This window comes from Halomonas dongshanensis (assembly GCF_024790395.1).
In the GTDB taxonomy this organism is placed as follows: Bacteria; Pseudomonadota; Gammaproteobacteria; order Pseudomonadales; family Halomonadaceae; genus Vreelandella; species Vreelandella dongshanensis.
In genome coordinates this window covers 266,193-282,849 of the sequence record NZ_JAJISC010000001.1, presented here as the reverse complement: position 1 = coordinate 282,849, position 16,657 = coordinate 266,193, and the positions used below count along the sequence as shown (strand labels likewise).

Annotated in this window: 16 protein-coding genes and 1 pseudogene; 10 read left to right on the top strand and 7 right to left on the bottom strand. The window is 60.5% G+C overall.

Annotated features, from left to right (window positions below):
• Positions 1-17: 17 nt before the first annotated feature.
• Positions 18-455 (top strand): host attachment protein, encoded by a 438-nt coding sequence (locus LLY24_RS01350; RefSeq protein ID WP_259034469.1) that lies wholly within the window; start codon positions 18-20, stop codon positions 453-455.
• 4 nt (positions 456-459) lie between these two features.
• Here LLY24_RS01350 and LLY24_RS01345 read toward each other — a convergent pair whose 3' ends face one another.
• Positions 460-1,386: a LysR family transcriptional regulator gene (locus LLY24_RS01345; protein WP_259034468.1), complete on the bottom strand. Its 927-nt coding sequence runs from the start codon at positions 1,384-1,386 to the stop codon at positions 460-462.
• Positions 1,387-1,590: 204 nt separating this feature from the next.
• Here LLY24_RS01345 and LLY24_RS01340 point away from each other — a divergent pair, with 204 nt between their 5' ends.
• A complete protein-coding gene (locus LLY24_RS01340) occupies positions 1,591-2,367 on the top strand; it encodes a ferredoxin--NADP reductase (protein WP_259034467.1) in 777 nt (258 codons plus the stop codon).
• Between the two features lie 153 nt (positions 2,368-2,520).
• Here LLY24_RS01340 and glnK read toward each other — a convergent pair whose 3' ends face one another.
• From glnK to LLY24_RS01325, 3 genes are all read right to left on the bottom strand, one after another.
• Entirely contained in the window at positions 2,521-2,859 is a 339-nt protein-coding gene (glnK, locus tag LLY24_RS01335; protein WP_259034466.1) for a P-II family nitrogen regulator, read from the bottom strand.
• Between the two features lie 274 nt (positions 2,860-3,133).
• Positions 3,134-4,387 carry an ammonium transporter gene (locus tag LLY24_RS01330; RefSeq protein WP_259034465.1) on the bottom strand — a complete coding sequence of 418 codons (1,254 nt, stop codon included), beginning with the start codon at positions 4,385-4,387 and terminating at the stop codon, positions 3,134-3,136.
• Between the two features lie 42 nt (positions 4,388-4,429).
• On the bottom strand, positions 4,430-4,768 hold the full coding sequence (locus LLY24_RS01325; RefSeq protein WP_163559241.1) for a P-II family nitrogen regulator: 339 nt from the start codon (positions 4,766-4,768) through the stop codon (positions 4,430-4,432).
• Positions 4,769-5,113: 345 nt separating this feature from the next.
• On the opposite strand from LLY24_RS01325, the gene LLY24_RS01320 reads away from it, so the two are divergent.
• From LLY24_RS01320 to LLY24_RS01305, 4 genes are all read left to right on the top strand, one after another.
• A complete protein-coding gene (locus tag LLY24_RS01320; RefSeq protein WP_259034464.1) occupies positions 5,114-5,488 on the top strand; it encodes an accessory factor UbiK family protein in 375 nt (124 codons plus the stop codon).
• 6 nt (positions 5,489-5,494) lie between these two features.
• Positions 5,495-6,415, top strand: a complete 921-nt coding sequence (locus LLY24_RS01315) for a helix-turn-helix transcriptional regulator (RefSeq protein WP_259034463.1) — start codon at positions 5,495-5,497, stop codon at positions 6,413-6,415.
• 147 nt (positions 6,416-6,562) lie between these two features.
• Positions 6,563-8,677: a TonB-dependent siderophore receptor gene (locus LLY24_RS01310; RefSeq protein WP_259034462.1), complete on the top strand. Its 2,115-nt coding sequence runs from the start codon at positions 6,563-6,565 to the stop codon at positions 8,675-8,677.
• 113 nt (positions 8,678-8,790) lie between these two features.
• Positions 8,791-9,678 (top strand): ABC transporter substrate-binding protein, encoded by an 888-nt coding sequence (locus tag LLY24_RS01305; protein WP_259034461.1) that lies wholly within the window; start codon positions 8,791-8,793, stop codon positions 9,676-9,678.
• A 242-nt stretch (positions 9,679-9,920) separates the two neighbouring features.
• On the opposite strand, the gene LLY24_RS01300 is transcribed toward LLY24_RS01305, so the two are convergent.
• A complete protein-coding gene (locus tag LLY24_RS01300; RefSeq protein WP_259034460.1) occupies positions 9,921-10,352 on the bottom strand; it encodes a PACE efflux transporter in 432 nt (143 codons plus the stop codon).
• 94 nt (positions 10,353-10,446) lie between these two features.
• On the opposite strand from LLY24_RS01300, the gene LLY24_RS01295 reads away from it, so the two are divergent.
• The 3 genes and pseudogenes from LLY24_RS01295 (at position 10,447) to LLY24_RS01285 (ending at position 13,514) form a co-directional block, all read left to right on the top strand.
• Positions 10,447-10,983, top strand: a complete 537-nt coding sequence (locus LLY24_RS01295; RefSeq protein WP_259034459.1) for a TetR/AcrR family transcriptional regulator — start codon at positions 10,447-10,449, stop codon at positions 10,981-10,983.
• Between the two features lie 171 nt (positions 10,984-11,154).
• Positions 11,155-11,852: pseudogene (locus LLY24_RS01290) on the top strand (transposase family protein).
• A gap of 150 nt (positions 11,853-12,002) precedes the next feature.
• Complete coding sequence (locus tag LLY24_RS01285) at positions 12,003-13,514, top strand: YifB family Mg chelatase-like AAA ATPase (protein WP_259034458.1); 1,512 nt, start codon at positions 12,003-12,005, stop codon at positions 13,512-13,514.
• Positions 13,515-13,536: 22 nt separating this feature from the next.
• Here the strand turns inward: LLY24_RS01285 and LLY24_RS01280 are convergent, their stop codons facing one another.
• Positions 13,537-14,367, bottom strand: coding sequence for a sulfurtransferase (locus LLY24_RS01280; protein WP_259034457.1), 831 nt, complete (start codon positions 14,365-14,367; stop codon positions 13,537-13,539).
• Positions 14,368-14,473: 106 nt separating this feature from the next.
• Between LLY24_RS01280 and LLY24_RS01275 the strand changes: the two genes are divergently transcribed.
• Positions 14,474-15,628 carry an MFS transporter gene (locus tag LLY24_RS01275; RefSeq protein WP_259034456.1) on the top strand — a complete coding sequence of 385 codons (1,155 nt, stop codon included), beginning with the start codon at positions 14,474-14,476 and terminating at the stop codon, positions 15,626-15,628.
• Between the two features lie 12 nt (positions 15,629-15,640).
• Here LLY24_RS01275 and LLY24_RS01270 read toward each other — a convergent pair whose 3' ends face one another.
• Positions 15,641-16,435, bottom strand: a complete 795-nt coding sequence (locus tag LLY24_RS01270) for a glutaredoxin (RefSeq protein ID WP_259034455.1) — start codon at positions 16,433-16,435, stop codon at positions 15,641-15,643.
• Between the last annotated feature and the right edge of the window lie 222 nt (positions 16,436-16,657).

The window sequence follows — 16,657 nt, the reverse complement described above, 5'->3', positions numbered from 1 at the left end:
AAGGAGGATGCTTACCCATGACCACCTATATCGTGGTAGCCGACGCCGCTCGGGCGCGTATTTTTACCTACGCTGCGCGCACGCTTACGGAAAAGGAGAGCCTAGTGCACGCCGAGGGCCGCATGCACGAGGGTGATTTGATCACCGACACACCTGGAGCCGAGGTGCATGAGTCGGGTACCGCCAGTTCACGCGCCTCTGCCGAAGGCGACGAGGCGCGTACGCACGAGAACGAGCTCTTCGCCAAAGAGGTCAGCGAGCATCTTTACAAGGCGCGCGTGGACAACAAGATGGACGAGCTTGTGCTCGTCGCCGCGCCTAAGTTCTTGGGGCTTCTTCGCGACAAGCTCGATAAGCCTACGCAGAAGATCGTGACCCACACGCTCGATAAAGACTTGAGCAAAGCGCCTCAAGAAGACATCCAAAAAGCGCTCAGCAAGCTCGGGCTTAGTTAACGCATTACGGCACCGGCGGCAGCGCGATGTCGTCGCTGCGCTGGGCGCCTGCGGTCATCTCGCGGCATAGGCGTAAAAACTCGCGGATGCCGGTGGTGAGGTACTTGTGCCGGTGCCAAATGAAGGTGAACTGACGTCTGAGATCGAGTTCCGGCGTGGGTAGCGGCACGAGGCTGCCGCGCCGGAAGGCGTCGCGTAGCGCCAGGCGTGAGACGCAGCCGATCCCCAGCCCCGACTCCACCGCGCGCTTGATGCCTTCGGTGTGTTCGAGCTCAAGCAGCGTATTGAAACGGCTACGCCGGTGGCGAGCGGCCTGCTCGAGCGTTAAGCGCGTGCCCGATCCCTCTTCCCGCATGATCCAGTCTTCCCGCAGCAGCTGATCGAGTTCCAGGCGTTCGCGCCCGGCAAGCCGATGGCGCGGCGAGCAAAAAACGCAGAGTTCGTCTTCGACCCATGGCTGGCTGACGATCAGCTCGTCGTCGCACTGCCCTTCGATCAGTCCTAGATCCAGCTGGTGCTGGCGCACGGCGTCGATGATGTGGCGGGTGTTGCGCACGGCCAAGCGTACGCGGCTGCCAGGGTGACGCTGCATGAAGTCGCTGATCAACAGCGTCGCCAAGTAGTTACCGATGGTCAGCGTCGCTCCGACGTCTAGCGTTCCCACGCCCTGCTGACCACGCAAGAGCTCCTCAATCTCTTCGCCCCTATCGAGCAGCGCGACGGCTTTGGGCAGCAGCTGAAACCCGAGCGTGTTGAGCCTAAGCCGCTTACCGATACGATCGAGCAGTTGGCAATCGAACTGGCGCTCCAGCTCGGCCAGCGCCGTGCTGGTCGCCGACTGCGACAGCGAGAGAGCGCTAGCCGCCTGGGACACGCTTTCGTGCTGAGCAACGGCGACGAAGACTTCGAGCTGACGCAGAGTAAAATGCACGGCATCTCCATATCGATTTTGCAGATAAACGTTATCGCTATAATCCGCTTAACAGATATAGCACCGCGTTTTAGACTTTACCTCAAGTTTTTAACGGCTTTTTATTCTTTTAAAGCATAGCCAAGTAAAGAGATTTCACGGCGTATCGCTTCACGGCTGGCACGAACCACGCGACCGCGCTGCGCCTCGAACCTAGGAGACCCTATGAGCAAGTTTGCCCTGGAAGAAGTGCTGAGCGTTCACCACTGGAACGATACGCTGTTTAGTTTCCGCACCACCCGCGATCGCAGCTTGCGCTTCAAGAACGGTCAGTTCGTGATGATTGGCTTGGAAGTCAACGGTAAGCCGCTAATGCGCGCCTATTCCATCGCCAGTCCCAACTATGAAGACCATCTGGAGTTCTTTAGCATCAAGGTGCAGGACGGCCCGCTGACCTCGCGCCTGCAGCACTTGAAAGTAGGCGATCAGATCATGGTGAGCCGCAAGCCCACTGGTACGCTGGTGTGCGACGACCTGCTGCCTGGGCGCAACCTCTACTTCCTCTCGACCGGCACCGGCCTTGCGCCGTTCATGAGCCTGATTCAGGACCCCGAAGCCTACGAGCGCTTCGAGAAAATCGTGCTGATTCATGGTGTGCGTGAAGTCTCCGAGCTTGCCTACGCCGACTTCATCACCAAGGAGCTGCCCGCTCACGAATATCTGGGTGAGGAGATCGCTAAGAAGCTGGTTTACTACCCCACCGTGACCCGCGAAGAGTTCCACACCATGGGCCGCCTGACCGATCACATCCGTTCGGGCAAGCTGTTCGAAGACACGGGCCTACCGCCCATCGATCCGCGCCAGGATCGCGCCATGATCTGCGGCAGCCCAGCAATGCTCGACGACACCAGCGCCCTGCTCGACGAGTTGGGTCTGAACATCTCTCCACGCATGGGCGAGCCTGCCGACTACGTCATCGAGCGCGCCTTCGTCGAGAAGTGATGTGTTGGTGAATGGTGAATGGTGAATGGTGAATGGTGAATAGAAAACGCTAGTTCCGACCGCCCCATCACCTCATCAATAAAAAGCCCCTGCTGGAGCGCATCCGCAGGGGCTTTTCTACGACTCACGATTCACTACTAACCCTTTACGCCGTCACACCGCATCTTTTCCGGTCTCGCCGGTGCGGATACGGATGACCTGCTCAAGCGGCATGACGAAGATCTTGCCATCGCCGATCTTGCCGGTGTTCGCCACCTGGGTAATGGCATCGATGACCTGCTCGGCGAGATCATCGTCCACCGCGACCTCGAGCTTCACCTTGGGCAGGAAGTCCACCACGTACTCGGCGCCGCGATAGAGCTCGGTGTGTCCCTTTTGACGTCCGAAGCCTTTGACCTCGGTGACGGTGATGCCCTGCACACCGATATCGGAGAGCGATTCGCGCACGTCGTCCAGTTTGAAGGGCTTGATAATGGCGGTAATCAGTTTCATTACGACATCCTCTGGCTGTGGACTCGCGTCCGTCGGGTGACCTTTTACACGGCAAGGCCGCCGTCAAGACGGCACGCCCTTTGCTGCAAGCATACACCGCTACCGGCACGAAGAAAAAAGCCCCCCGCGAGTGCGGGAGGCTTGGAAGGGAGCAAACGCTCGTCACAATGGTTGTCGTTTCCTGTCCTGTCGCTTCCTGTCCTACTTTTTTTGGTCGCCGTTGTAATTGTGATGGCGACGTTTATGGAATGTTGTGTTTGTGGGCGCTACTCACTTACTTCTTGGAGGCGCCAAACTCGGGGTAAGCCTCGAGACCACATTCGGCGATATCCACGCCTTCGTACTCTTCCTCTTCGCTGACGCGAATACCCATGATCGCTTTGAGGATCAGCCACACGACGAGGCTGGCGAAGAAGACCCAGACGAAGATGCCGACCATACCGATGATTTGTGCACCGAAGCTGGCTTCATCGTTGGAGAGCGGCACCGCGAGGCAGCCCCAGATACCCACCACGCCGTGTGCGGAGATAGCGCCGACCGGATCGTCGATCTTGAGCTTGTCGAGCATGACGATGGAGACCACGACCAGCAGACCACCAACGGCACCGATCAGCATGGCACCGAACGCCGTGGGAGCTAGCGGCTCGGCGGTGATCGCCACGAGGCCCGCGATGGCACCGTTGAGCGCCATGGTGAGGTCGGCCTTACGGAACCACAGCTTGGCCAGCACCAGCGCCACGATCACCCCACCGGCAGCGGCGGCATTGGTGTTGACCATAACTTGGGCTACGTTGTTGGCAGAGCCAACATCAGAGAGTTTGAGCTCGGAACCACCGTTGAATCCGAACCAGCCCATCCACAGGATGAAGGTACCCAGCGTTGCCAGCGGCAGGTTGGCACCCGGAATCGCGCGGATGGAGCCGTCCTTACCGTATTTTCCCGCACGCGGACCGAGCACTAGCACGCCAGCAAGGGCTGCAGCCGCACCGGCCATGTGAACGATGCCGGAACCAGCGAAATCGGAGAAGCCCAGCGCGTCGATCCAGCCGCCACCCCAAGTCCAGTAACCGGAGATCGGGTAGATAACGGCGGTCATGACGACCGAGAACGCCAGGAAGGCCCAGAGCTTCATGCGCTCGGCCACAGCACCAGAGACGATGGACATCGCCGTTGCCACGAAGACCACCTGGAAGAAGTAGTCGGCACGTGCCGCGTAGTAAGGCGCATCTTCGCCGCCCGCCAGCACGGCATCGACGCTGTTCTCATCGCCCAGTAAGAAGCCAAGGCTTGGCAGGAAGCCGCCTTCGGGGCTCGAATACATTAGGTAGTAGCCCACCAGCAGGTACATGGTGCAGGCAATGGCGAACAGCGCAATGTTCTTGGTCAGAATTTCGGCGGTGTTCTTGGAGCGCACAAGGCCAGCTTCGAGCATGGAGAAGCCAGCGGCCATCCACATAACCAGCACGCCGCAGATTAGAAAGTAGAAGGTATCGACCGCGTAACTTAGCTCTAGCAACATCTCGTTCATCGAAAGTTCCCCGTTAATGGCGTCAGGCGTTTTATAGGCGGCTTAAACAGCGTCGGCGCCGCGCTCGCCGGTACGGATACGAATCACGTCCTCGAGCGGGGTGACGAAGACCTTGCCATCGCCGATCTTGCCGCTGTTGGCGGCGCTGCAGATGGCGTCCAATACGCTCTCTAGACGGCTATCGTCGACCGCGACCTCCACCTTCACCTTGGGCAGGAAATCGACGACGTACTCGGCCCCGCGATAGAGCTCGGTATGGCCTTTCTGGCGTCCGAAGCCTTTGACCTCGGTGACGGTGATGCCCTGAACGCCGTTGTCGGCCAGCGCTTCGCGCACGTCGTCGAGCTTGAATGGCTTGATAATCGCAGTGATAAGCTTCATCCCGTTCCCCCTACTAAATAGGTTGTTACTGCCTAGGTGCTAATGGATGGAGTGCGGCGCCGCCGCGGTAGGTGTCGATGCCCTGCTAATGCGCGTACCGTGCCACCTACTCTTTTCTTAATATTTATCAGCACCTTAATTACGACTGGCGAAAACTCGCTGCACCGTTGGAGTGCTTTGAATGAAACAGCGCGTTAACAGCGCACCAAGATCGCACCGAACGCGCATGCTCATGCACCAATAAAAGGCATTGCGTTTTGGCGCAGCGTACATGCGCATTGGCGAAGGGTTGCGTATCCTTACGCTCAGAGGTTTTTTCAATTTGGCCGCAAGGAGAGGATCACCATGGCACCTCAAGACCGTATTAGCCGCTTGGCGCAACAGATCGGCGATCGTTTGCAAAATGCCTCCCAGGCGCCCGAAGAGATTCAGAAAGGCGTGCAGCAAGTAGTGCGCGGGGCGTTCGACCGTTTAGAGCTGGTCTCGCGCGAAGACTTCGACATCCTGATGGACGTGCTCCAGCGCACTCGCGCCCGCGTCGAGGCGCTCGAAGCCCAGGTCGCCAAGCTCGAAGCCGCCATCGACACGCCACAGAGTGAGGTACGGCCACCGGTTGCAGCGCCAGCACCTAAGAAAACCGCCGCAGCCACGTCAGCGTCGACCAAGGCAAAAGCGCCTGACGCAGACGCAACGGATGACGGCGCCACGCCGAACGGCTAGGCCGCCATGTCGGCCATTACGTCGCTGACGCCGACCACGCTGCGCCAGCTAGGCGAGCGCTTTGGCATCGAGTACCCAGGGCTTGGCGGGCACGCGCAGCAGCCGCTCGCTCTGGGTAGCGTTAGCGACGTACCGCTGCCTCCGGCACTGCACATGACGCTCTCGGATCTCGACGTGCGCCGAGGTTACGTGTCGCGCTCGACGCAAAGCGTGCCGTGGTTCGTCTGCGTGGTGCTGGAGGGCCACATTCGGGTGCAGCAGGCGCCCACACCGCTTACGCTCAGGCCCGGCCAGGCGCTATGCGCTCACTTCACCGCCAAAGCACCGCTGGTGGTCGAGCAGCCTGCCCAGGCGCGCCTGCGAACGCTCAACGTTGCCGTGCTTGCCACCGCGCCCTACGCGCTGCCCGACCCTACGGGCCCGCATCTTGGCACCTGGGATGTGCCGACGACGCTGTTCGATCAGCTCACGCCGCTGGCCTGCCAGCCTCTGGGTGACTGGCGTCGCGCCCTGCACTGGCAGGGCTTGCTGCTGCAGCTGCTCGCCAGCGGCCTGCCCGAAGCAGTGTCCTCGCCCACGGCGCCCCCGGCCGACCTCCCCCAGCGCGATCGCGAGCGTTTAGCCAAACTCCACGAACGCCTGCGCACCGACCCCATGGCCGATTACTCGCTTGCCGCCCTCGCGGTGGAAGTCGCCATGAGCCCCAGCAGCCTGCGGCAAAAGTTTCGCGCGCTGTACGGCTACTCTATTTTCGATTACCTGCGCCACTGCCGCTTGCAGCTTGCTTACGCCGCCCTGACCCAAGGCATGAGCGTGCAGCAAGCCGCCCACGCCTGCGGCTATCGCCACGCCAGCAACTTCACCACGGCCTTTCGCCGCACCTTTGGCGTTTCGCCCCAGCAGGTACGCCGCATCGTCCGCCATTGAGGCGTGCCAGCGCCACATTTGGCACTGCGCATAGCCAGACTGGCACGGCGCATACCTAAAACGCCTAGCAAGAATCAATAATTCTCATTACACACATGGTCGTTCAACGCGATTGCGTTATCTCTTACTCCCCAGGACGTTGCTTGCATGCCCGCCTTCTCCCACCGCTTTTTGCTCAAGCCGCTCAGCGCTGCCGTTTTGGCGGCCGTAACCCTTCCCGCCGCACTGGCGCAGGAAAACGACGCCACTGCGCTCGGCACCGTGACGGTAACGGCGCAGCAGGCTGCCACCAAGGTCGTCACGCCTTACCGAGAAACGCCCCAGAGCGTTTCCACCATCAGCCAAGAGCAGATGGCGACACGCGGCGTCTCGACGGTGCAGCGGGCCACCGACTATACCCCTGGGGTCTATAGCAACCAGGTGGGCGCCTCCAACCGCTTCGACTATTTGGTGCTGCGTGGCTTTTCGGATGGGAGCTTGAGCAACACCTTCCTCGATGGCCTGAAGGTCATGGGCGATGCCAACTCACACAGCAGCATGCGGATCGATCCGTGGTTTTTGGACAGCATCGAGGTGGTGCGCGGCCCGGCCTCCGTGCTCTACGGGCGTGCATCGCCTGGCGGCGTAGTGGCGCTCAACAGTAAGCGCCCCGAATTCGAGCCCGGCGGCGAGCTGCGCTTTCGCGTCGGCAACAACAACCAGCGCAGCGCCGCTTTCGATCTCACCGGCCCCCTCGACGCCGAGCGTCGCGTAGCGTTTCGCCTGACCGGTATCGCCAGCGCCGCCGACGCTCAGTTCGACCACGTCGAAGAGCAGCGCTACGCCATCGCCCCGCGCCTGACCTGGGACATAAGCGACGCCACGAGCCTAACGCTCGAAGCCTACCTACAGGACGAGCCCGAAGGCGGCTATCACTCCGGCGTACCCTACGAGGGCGCGGTCGTGCCGCACAATGGGCGCAAGATCAGCAACACCTTCTTCGATGGCGAACCGGGCTACGACGCCTACGAACGCACCCAGCGGATGTTCGGTTACTCCCTCGAGCACCACTTCAACGACGACGTTACCGGGCGCCAGCTGCTGCGCTATTTGAACTCCGATGTCGTCCTCAACCAGCCCTACGGCTTCGGCTGGGTGTCCCCCACCTCCAACGAGCTGATCCGCTACTACTCGGGCGCCGACGAATCCCTCGACGCCTGGACCGTCGATAACCTGCTCGAAGCGCGTTTTGACAGCGGCGCCGTGGCGCATACGCTGCTTGTCGGGGTGGATTACCAGCGCCGCGAAAACAACGTTTCCTGGCCGTCCGGCGCCTTCCCGTCGCTCGATGCCTTCAATCCGATCTATGGTATCGACCCAAGCGAGATCACTTTCTACGCACCCACCCGCGAGCGCCACGAAATAGAGCAGACCGGCGTCTACCTGCAAGACCAGATCGCCGTGGACAACTGGCGCTTTACCCTCGGCGGGCGTTACGACTGGGTGAATATCGACAACACCAACCTCGATAGCGAGGACGTAAGCTCGCTCGACGACACCCAGTTCAGCGGTCGCGCAGGGGTCGTTTACCTGCTCGACAACGGCCTGGCGCCTTACCTGAGCTACTCCACCGCTTTCACCCCGACGAGCTTCGTGGACGAAAGCGGCAACCTCTTGGCGCCGATGGAAGGCGAGCAGTGGGAGGCCGGGCTCAAGTTCGAGCCGCCCGGCACGCAGGATCGCTACAGCATCGCCGCCTTCCATATTAGCCAGGAGAACGTCGCTACCAAGGAGCAGCCCACCGCCCCCTACCGCGCCGTGGGCGAGATCGAGTCCCAGGGCATCGAGCTCGAAGCCCAGACGCAGCTAACCGATAACCTCAGCCTGCAGGCGGGCTACGCCTTCACCGACATCACCTACGCGCGCAGCGACGATGGCAACCAGGGCAACCGCGCGATCTACGCGCCACGCCACCAGGCCAGTGTTTGGGGCCACTACCGCGTCGATACAGGCTGGCTGACCGGCGCCGACGTTGGCCTGGGCGTACGCTACTACGCCGATATCGCCGCCGACCGCGCCAACACCGAGACCGTGCCCGACTACACCCTCGTCGATGCCACGCTGGGATACGACATGGGCCAGTTGGGTCTTACCGGGGTCGAGGCGCGGCTGAACGTCAGCAACCTGCTGGACAAGGAGTACGTCGCCTCGTGTAACTCGCTAGAGTACTGCTACTTCGGCGCCGAGCGCGGCGTGACCGCCAGCGTTCACTACCGGTTTTAAGTAACGTTTCACGCCACCTTGCCGCCGCCTTGGACATTCGAGGCGGCGGCCGCCGTTGCAAACGGGAAATAGACTCGTTTAAATACCCCTCTCTTTTTTCTCTGGGGCCCGTCATGCGCGCTACCGCTCGCCTGCTCTTTTCGCTTCGCGCAGCACTCGTCGCCCTGCTTGTCGGCCTGCCGCTCGGCGCCAGCGCCCAGGTTGCCACGCTCGACTGGACCATCGGAGAAACGCTACTGGCACTCGATGCCTCGGTCGATGGCATCGCCCAGGTCGAGGACTACCATCGTTGGGTCAGCGAGCCACGCGTGCCAGACACGGTCAGCGATATCGGCCTGCGCACCCAGCCCAACATCGAACTTCTGGCCCAGTTGGCGCCCGAGGTCACCCTGCTCTCGCCCATGTTCGCCGGGCTCGTTCCCCGGCTCGAAGAGATCGCCCCCACGCTATCGCTCGACCTCTACACGCCGGGCACCGATACCTGGGAGGAGATTCTCACGCTAACGCGTGACATCGGCAGCCTCACCGAGCGCGATGCGGCAGCCGAAGCGCTCATCGAACAAACCCACGCCCAGCTCGCCGCGCTGCGGGAATGCCTGCCACCCAGTGCCCCGCTTTTCATGGTGCAGTTCATCGATGCCCGCCACGTGCGGGTATTCGGCGCCAACAGCCTTTACGACGCCGTAACCCAGCAGCTAGGGCTCGAAAACGCCTGGCAGGACGCCACCAACAGCTGGGGCTTCGCCCAGCAGGGCATCGAAGTGCTGGCCCGCTACCCCGAGGCGCGACTGGTCATCATCGAACCGTTGCCGCTAGGCACGGCCGCTGAATTAGAGCGCAGCGGCCTATGGCGCCAGCTGCCCAGCGTGCGCCGCGACGACGTACTCACCCTCGCCCCCGTTTGGAGCTTCGGCGCCCTACCCTCGGCACAGCGCTTTGCCCACTTGCTGGTGGAAGCGCTGGATGGCGACGTCTCGGATGCACGGCTTGCCAAGCGTTAATAGCGCTTTTCCCCTCACCCTACAAAGCCCGCACCAAATACGGTAGGTTACGAATAGAAGAAAAATTAGCCCAACCACAGGGAGGCGGGAAGTGCCATGACGCTTGCCCGGTATTTTGCCGCCCTTGAGCGATGATGAAGCCCACCAGCGCGGTGGTGCGCTGGTGGGCAGCGGCTGTCATTTTCAGCAATTATTGCGACATATTTAAAATTGCTGCGACTGATCACATGGTAGTTAGCAGATCAGACGCTAGGCTTCAGCTTTACCAGTTTGTCGAAAATCCATGTAAAGACGAAGGTGAAGACTAGGAAGAACACCAGTAGTGCTAATTCCATTTTAAGCGCACCAAGCGGGCCCACTTGGTACCACCACATGAACAGAGGAATCAGAATGAGGACAAGTCCAGTTTCAAAACCAGCGGCATGAGCAACGCGCAGGCCAAGAGAACGGGTTTTAATACCACGTCTCATTTCCCAACGCTCAAAGTATGTGTTGTATATAAAGTTCCAGACCACTGCAGCTAGAGAGCTTGCAATTGCAACTGGTAGAGAGCTATGCGCCTCGCCCCCGCTGAGTGTCGTGAGAAGCAGTGTCGCAAGAGCAATTGCGAATAACTCGAAAAAAACCACATAGGTAATTCTGCGAGGAATTGGAGAGAGAGCGAAGAGAGCCATGCGTATTAGATCCTGTTTGATCAAAAGCTTGCGATACCGGATACCCAAGCATATACATACGACCGTATCTTAACAAGGTGAAAGAAGCAATAATATGGCTAGACCAAGATCAATAAACCGTGAACAGTTGCTAGATTTGGCCGAGGACTTGATTGCAAGCGGTGGTGCTTCTTCATTATCGTTCGGATCACTAGCCAAAGCAGCCTCCTTGTCGAAGGCAAGTGTACAAACAGTTTTCGGCACTCGTGAGGCGATGATCGAAGAACTATTAGTCAGGTGGATGACCAGAGAAAGTGAACAGTATCAAACCATTCTCGGGGATAACTGCACTGCCGATGCCCGCCTGAAAGCCCATTTACAGTCTACGCAACGAGAAGAAAGTGACGTCGGGAGAACCGTTTCTGCAATGCTCGCGACGCTTGCAAGTAGTGGCTTCGCGAGTTCTGAAATGCAGAACTGGTACTTAGTTCGCATGGACAACCTGGATGCGGATGATAGAGAGGGCCGACAACGTAGGCTTGCTTATCTGGCGGCAGAAGGTGCATTTCTTCTGCGCAATCTCGTCGGCTTGAAGATCGATGACGATAAATGGGCATCAATCTTTCACGACATTGATGAATTAATGGGCTGAAACAGTATCCATTTCATTATATTTAAGTCGCTTCGTATACATATTACCGTTGAAGTGGTCAGTTCTCGTTAGCGGCTACTTGTAGGGTACCGGATGATCAAACGAGCTATAGAAGTCATTCTCTGCTGACAGCCAGAGAGCTTCTACAGCACTTCATTCGGGAGCAGGTTCATGGATATCAAGCTGCATAAGCAAGCGACGGCGATACCGAATATCCGTGCCGAGATCCAGGCAGCGTCTTCCAGCATCATATCGAACTGGCCCGCCAGTATGGCGTACCCCTCGCCACCATCCGGCACCGCCGGTACCGTCACGATGTCCATGAGCAACCGCACACGCACCATAATCTCCCGCCCACGCTCACTTCCGAGCAGGAAAAGGAGCAGAATCGCTACCTTTAGCTAGTCATCGACCGAGCTACACCCTGGGTTTATCTAAAGGTCAGGCGTAGCCAGTCCGCCCGAGATGCCTGGGCGTTCATGGAGCGTGTAGACGAGAAGTATCCCTTCACGATCCAGACGGTACTTACTTATAACGGCAAGTCATTCACTGATCGCTTCACACGAGCAGGTGAGCGCAAGCCCAGCGGCTGCCACCCCGTAGACCAGGAGTGTCAGACTCGTGGTATTGACCATTGCCTGATCAAACTGGGAAAGCCGCAGACGAACGGTATGGTGGAGCGGTTCAACGGCCGCATCAGCGAGGTGCTGGTAGCTCGGCGCTATACGAAAGCGCTACGCCTGGCCGTACAAATACCATATGCCTAAGAAAGCTCTGCATCATCGATCACGGCGATGATGCAGTGGCAGGCCAGGCGACCTGAGTTATTTACCAAAAGAGTGGTCAATCACACGAGATCCGATATCTAGTTTTTATTCTTACCAGGACCATCTTACCAACCACTTACTAACCCTGAAATTCCTCGAACTCATCGGCCGCACCCTACAAAGCCCGCACCAAATACGGTAGGTTACGAACAGAAGAAAAATTAGCCCAACCACAGGGAGGCGGGAAGTGCCATGACGCTTGCCATCGTGAACACGCGCGCGGGAGTGGGGCTCGATGCTCCCGCCGTACATGTCGAAGTGCATTTGGCCAACGGCCTGCCGGGGCTTACGCTGGTGGGGCTGCCGGAAGCGGCAGTGAAGGAGAGCCGTGAGCGGGTGCGCAGTGCGTTGGTCAACGCCGGGTTCGACTTTCCCAATACCCGTCGCATTACCCTAAACTTGGCCCCGGCCGATCTTCCCAAGGAGGGCGGGCGCTTCGATCTGCCCATTGCGTTGGGAATTCTGGCAGCCTCTGGGCAACTGCCGGTAGAGGCGCTAGCGGGTATCGAATGCGCCGGGGAGCTAGCGCTCGATGGCAAGCTGCGCGCCGTGTCGGGAATATTGCCTTTTGCCTTGGCGACCAAGGCCGCTAAGGGCACGCTCATCGTGCCCCGCGCCTGTGCCGATGAAGCGGCGCTAGCGGGCGAAAGCCTTACCGTGCTGCCTGCCGATACGCTGTGGGAAGTGGTCGCTCACCTGCTCGACCAGCAGCGCATTACGCCTCATCGCCTGCCCGCGCCGCCCCAAGCGAGACAGCCACCCGCCGATTTGGCCGACGTGCGCGGCCAACACCAGGCCCGCCGCGCTTTAGAAGTCGCCGCCGCAGGCGGACATAACCTGCTGTTGGCGGGCCCGCCTGGCACGGGCAAAACCATGCTGGCCAGCCGCCTGCCCGGCATTCTGCCGCCCTTGAGCGATGACGAGGCCCTCGAAGTGGCGGCGGTGCGCTCGGTGTGCGGCTTGGGCTTCGAAGAGGATTGGGGCCAACGCCCCTTCCGCCAGCCCCATCACAGCGCGAGCGCCGCCGCGCTAGTGGGCGGCGGCTCGAAACCCCGGCCCGGCGAGATCTCGCTGGCGCATCGCGGAGTGCTGTTTCTGGATGAACTGCCCGAGTTCTCGCGGCACGTGTTGGAGGTCCTGCGTCAGCCCCTGGAAACTCATGAAATCCACCTCTCACGGGCCAATCACGAGCGCCGCTATCCGGCGCAGTTTCAGCTCGTCGCAGCGATGAACCCCTGCCCCTGCGGGCATTTGGGCGACCCGCGAAGCCGCTGCCAGTGCACCGCCAACCAAATCCAGCGCTATCAGGCGCGCCTCTCTGGGCCGCTGCTGGACCGTATCGACCTCCAAGTCGAAGTACCGGCGCTGCCGCCCGAACAGCTTACCGCCCAAACCCAAGGCGAATCATCCAGCACGGTGCGCCAGCGCGTCATGGCCGCCCGCAAACGCCAGCTGGCGCGCGGTGCGCTCAATAGCCAGCTCGGCGGCAAAGCTCTGGAAGCCGCCTGCGATCTGAGTGATGACGAGCGTACCTGGCTTGCGGGCGTGCTGGAAAAACTCAAGCTCTCCGCCCGCGCCTACCACCGCGTACTGCGCGTGGCTCTTACCCTTGCCGATCTCGAAGGCGCCTCCAAACCCACCAAGCCTCATCTGATCGAGGCGATTGGCTATCGGCAATTAGACCGGCTTCTCAAAAGCGCCTGAACGTCGCACCAAATGCGCGACTTCAGCGTTGGTGACGGCCACTCATTACCCAGGCCGACCAGGAGCCATCGAACAGGGAAAGCCGCTGGTAACCGGCAAGCTCAGCGGCCACCCAGAGAATGCAGGCGGTAATGCCGGAGCCACAGCTGAAGGTCACATGCTCCGATGGCGAAAGCCCTCGCGCGCGCAGCAGCCGAGCAATCTCATCGGGGCTTTTGAAGTGACCGTTCTCCAGTACCTCGGCGAAGGGCAGGTTGCAGGAGGCGGGGATATGGCCGCTGGGAAACTCGGGGCGCGGCTCGGGGTCCTGGCCGGAAAAGCGCCCGGCACTGCGCGCATCCACCAGCGTAAAGCGCGGCGTGTCGATGTTGGCTTGGACCTCGTCTAGGCTGACCACGCTCGCGTTGGCCTGAAGCCGAGGCGCGTTCGCCAGCGGCACCGGTGCGCTATGGCCGTGCTGCACCGGCAGGGGAAGCGAAAGCCACTCAGGCAGCCCACCATCGAGCAGTTGGACGTTTTTGAAGCCCGCCTGAGTCAGCAGCCAATAGGCGCGCGGTGCCGAAAAAACGCCACGGTTATCGAACACGACGATCTCGTCATCCAGCGCCAAGCCAAGTTGTCTACACGCCTCCTGTAAGGCGTCCAAGGCGGGCAGCGTATGCGGGAAGGGAGCGCTTTGATCGGAGAAGACTCGCTCGATATCGAACGCAAGGGCGCCGGGAATCGTGCGATCATCCTCGGGAACGAAAGGGGCAATGGGGCTATTGGGCAGCGAGGCATCCAGCACCTTGGGCGGCGGCGACGCCTTTAGACGCCCCGCCAGCGCCTGGGCAGAGATGAGAATATTCGGCATATAGGGAGACTCCTGTGGTGTTCTCCCCAATGATAGAAACTCGCCCCTCCCTCGCGCCAGGGAGTTACGCTACCGTAGCGACATCTTCTTGCTTAGGAAACGGCCCATGCGCCTTTTGATTCTGGCGGCGTCCACCGCCGCCTTTTTCAACCTCTACCAGTTGCAGGCGATCTACCCGTGGCTATCGCTGCGTTTTGACGCAAGCCTTACGCAGGCGGGCTGGCTCAATATGGCGACACTCTTTGGCATGATGCTGACCGCGCCCTTTGCCAGCCGACTCACTCGCGGTGCCACGCCTGGGCGCGCCATGCTCTTGGGCCTGGGGATATTGATCATGCTCAACGGCGCGCTGGCGCTGAGCCCTTGGCTGAGTACGACCTGGCTCGTGCGCTTGGCTCAGGGCATCGTGCTGCCCTGCGTGATCACCGCCTGCGTGGCCCTCGTAGCCAGCGCCAAGAGCGAGCGCCAGCGCGCTCATTGGGTGGGGTGCTTCGTGGCGGGCACTATTTTGGGGAGCACGCTAAGCCGCTTCTATCCTGGTTGGGCGCTGGATGCGCTGGGCTGGTCGGGAGGTTTTATAAGCGGTGCGGCGCTGCTCGCTCTCGCCTGGCTGGTCATCTTCGTGCAAACGCGCAGGCTCGACGTCATGCCCGCGCAGGGGAGCACTGAAGCTTTCGTGACGCTGCTAAAGCGCGCGCTGGCTGAACGGCGTCTCGCCATGGCCTTTTGCATTGGCTTTGCGCTGCTGTTCACTCAAAGCGCCATCTTCACCGTGCTAGGGCTTAGGCTCGCGCAGGCGCCTTTCGAGCAATCCTCCGCCCAGATTGGCCTGGTGTACCTTGCCTGTTTGCCCGCCATTGCGGCGGTGGTGGCAAGCCCTTGGTTCTATCGGCATAGAAGCGAGGCGCCCTTCTTTCTTCCCTTCGTCGGTGTGGTGTGGCTGTCGCTTGGCATGGCGGGGGAGCGCTACGTCTCGATTCTGCTGGCCGTAGGCGGCTTCTCGGTGGGTACCTATCTGCTGCAAACATTGACCACCCGCATGGTCAGCAAGGCCCAGCATGTGCCCGCCGCCTTTGCCAGCGGCCTTTATCTTTCGTGCTACTACGCCGGGGGCGCGGTGGGCGCTACCCTGGCGGCACTCTGTTTTAGCCGCTGGGGCTGGCCGGGGGCGCTTGCCTTGGTGGGGGCCGCGCACCTGGCCACGCTGGGCGTGCTGCTGGCACTCTGGCAAGGGCGCAGGCAGCAAGACACCGCTTGCTGAAGTGAGGGCGTTTTAGGCCATCAGCATGCGTAGCGGCATCCAGAGCCCCATGGCGATCATCACCAGGTTCTCGGTCAGAGAGACGAAACCCAGCGGTACGTTAGTGTTCCCGCCGACGCAAGCGCACTTAAGCTCGCGCTTATCGATATAGACCGCCTTGAACACCGAGACGGCTCCCACGGTGCCGATGAACAGCGCCACCGGCGCCGCAACCCAGATCAGCGTGCCCGCCAGCATTAAAAGCCCCGCCAGCGTCTCCGCGTAGGGGTAGACGTAGCCGTAGCGCACTTGGCGCTGGGCGAGCAGATCGTAGTTCAAAAACATGGTGCTAAAGCGCTCCACGTCCTGCAGTTTTTGCAGCCCCAGTAGCACCATGGCGGTGGCAATGGCGTACTCCGGCAGGCGCGGGGCAAACAGCGTGCCTTCGGCTACCCAGCTCACGACCAAGCCGATCAAGAAAGCGATGGCGAAGATCGTCAGTACCGGGCGATAGGTCTTGGCGTTGGGGTCGGGCACGTGCAGGCCCAGGTGCTGGCGCAGCGCTTCGTAGCCGCCGATGCGCTCATCATTGATATAGACCTGCGGGGTGGTCTTGACGTTTTCCCGCGCCTTGAACGCGTCGATCTCTTCGCGCGAGGTAAGCGGATGATCCTCTACCTCGAAGCCCTGGCGCTTGAGCAAGTCGAGCGTTTTCAGGCCGAACGGGCAAAGATGGGTGGGCGTTTTCATCCGATAGAGCCGGGCGCGTTTAGCGCCTTGCTCACGTTTAGCGTCGCCTTGCTTAGGCGCCTGCGTCTGCGCGTCCATCCCTTAACCTCCTGACATGGTGTGAAGTGAGCGAAAGCCGACCGAGCGCTGCGCGCCCCGAGACGTGGTCTTCAATGCTTGGGCTTAAGCACTTGGCCTTCGATACTTGGCTTTAAATGCTGGGCTTTAAATACTGGGCCTTGGCTCAGGATAGAACCTATGGGCAACACCCAGGTCAATGGCCGAGCGCCTTTCCTCCCTATTTCCGCTCTGGTAAAAGCC

Excerpts from the sequence above, each read along its gene's own strand:
- LLY24_RS01295 (WP_259034459.1), top strand. The coding sequence starts at position 10,447 with ATGGCTAGACCAAGATCAATAAACCGTGAACAGTTGCTAGATTTGGCC.
- LLY24_RS01300 (WP_259034460.1), bottom strand. The coding sequence starts at position 10,352 with ATGGCTCTCTTCGCTCTCTCTCCAATTCCTCGCAGAATTACCTATGTG.
- LLY24_RS01330 (WP_259034465.1), bottom strand. The coding sequence starts at position 4,387 with ATGAACGAGATGTTGCTAGAGCTAAGTTACGCGGTCGATACCTTCTAC.
- LLY24_RS01270 (WP_259034455.1), bottom strand. The coding sequence starts at position 16,435 with ATGGACGCGCAGACGCAGGCGCCTAAGCAAGGCGACGCTAAACGTGAG.
- LLY24_RS01325 (WP_163559241.1), bottom strand. The coding sequence starts at position 4,768 with ATGAAGCTTATCACTGCGATTATCAAGCCATTCAAGCTCGACGACGTG.
- LLY24_RS01280 (WP_259034457.1), bottom strand. The coding sequence starts at position 14,367 with ATGCCGAATATTCTCATCTCTGCCCAGGCGCTGGCGGGGCGTCTAAAG.
- LLY24_RS01275 (WP_259034456.1), top strand. The coding sequence starts at position 14,474 with ATGCGCCTTTTGATTCTGGCGGCGTCCACCGCCGCCTTTTTCAACCTC.
- LLY24_RS01320 (WP_259034464.1), top strand. The coding sequence starts at position 5,114 with ATGGCACCTCAAGACCGTATTAGCCGCTTGGCGCAACAGATCGGCGAT.
- LLY24_RS01340 (WP_259034467.1), top strand. The coding sequence starts at position 1,591 with ATGAGCAAGTTTGCCCTGGAAGAAGTGCTGAGCGTTCACCACTGGAAC.
- LLY24_RS01285 (WP_259034458.1), top strand. The coding sequence starts at position 12,003 with ATGACGCTTGCCATCGTGAACACGCGCGCGGGAGTGGGGCTCGATGCT.
- LLY24_RS01310 (WP_259034462.1), top strand. The coding sequence starts at position 6,563 with ATGCCCGCCTTCTCCCACCGCTTTTTGCTCAAGCCGCTCAGCGCTGCC.
- glnK (WP_259034466.1), bottom strand. The coding sequence starts at position 2,859 with ATGAAACTGATTACCGCCATTATCAAGCCCTTCAAACTGGACGACGTG.
- LLY24_RS01350 (WP_259034469.1), top strand. The coding sequence starts at position 18 with ATGACCACCTATATCGTGGTAGCCGACGCCGCTCGGGCGCGTATTTTT.
- LLY24_RS01315 (WP_259034463.1), top strand. The coding sequence starts at position 5,495 with ATGTCGGCCATTACGTCGCTGACGCCGACCACGCTGCGCCAGCTAGGC.
- LLY24_RS01305 (WP_259034461.1), top strand. The coding sequence starts at position 8,791 with ATGCGCGCTACCGCTCGCCTGCTCTTTTCGCTTCGCGCAGCACTCGTC.